General features: G+C 75.5%; 1 pseudogene. It reads right to left on the bottom strand.

Going from position 1 to position 874, the window contains the following annotated elements:
• Window positions 1–32: 32 nt before the first annotated feature.
• A pseudogene (locus tag ROTAS13_RS25190) lies at window positions 33–874 on the bottom strand (DNA mismatch repair protein MutS); the annotation flags it as partial.

Genomic DNA, 874 nt, shown 5'->3' with positions numbered 1-874 from the left:
TCGCCTTACGGTGGAGCTGTGCGTAGATGTGATCAAGAGACAGCCACCACCGGGTGGCGGGCTCCCCGCACGCGGAAGCCGGTGCCCTCCGAGATCTCCGGCCGGCACCAGCCGCCTCCGGCGGCGAGCTCGGCCGCCGCCTGCTGCACGTCGATCTCGGCCAGGGCCGTGGCGGCGGCGGCGATGCCCGGGGCGGCGTCGAGGCAGAGCTGGCGCAGATGCGCCACCACCCGCGCCTCGCGCCGCGCCGCTTCCTCCCGCGCCGAGGAGAGCTTGCGGTCCAGCTCCGCCAGGGCGGTGCAGGTGAAGCGATGGGCATTGGCCATGGTCTGGCGGTGGATCGGGGCGTGCGGCCCCTCCTGGGCCTTCGCGCGGAGCAGGGCCTCCCCGGCGGCGGCGGGGACCTCCACCAGATGGCCGAACTGCTGGTGGTGCCTGATCTTCAGGCTGGCCACGCCCCAGGCCTGGGCCAGCTCGCGCTGCATCTCCAGGATCGCCTCGCGCGCGCCGTCGCGCAGCCGGCGCAGCCCGTCGAGCTGCCCGTCATAGCCGGTGGCGATGGCGTTGCCGTCCTCGAAGCGGGAGGGGAGGTCCTCCGCCAGGGCACGGGCCAGCTCCGCCCGGGGGGAGTTCCCCGGCAGCAGGGCCTTCGCCGCGCGCAGCAGCAGCAGGGGCACGCCCTCCGCCCTGTCCAGCGCCTGGCGGATGCTCTCGGCCCGGCCCAGCCCTTCGGCCATGGCGGCGAGGTCGCGCGGAAAGAAACGGCCGACCGAAAGCCGCGCCAGGGCGCGCTGCATGTCCGGCGCGCCGCGCAGGCCCTGCCGCAGGGCGGCGCGCAGGCGGCTGTCGTTCAGGAGGAACCCGACCGCCTCGT

This window comes from Roseomonas sp. TAS13, assembly GCF_001950415.1.
Classification (GTDB): Bacteria; Pseudomonadota; Alphaproteobacteria; order Acetobacterales; family Acetobacteraceae; genus Roseomonas; species Roseomonas mucosa.
This window is presented reverse-complemented; position numbering and strand designations above follow the sequence as displayed.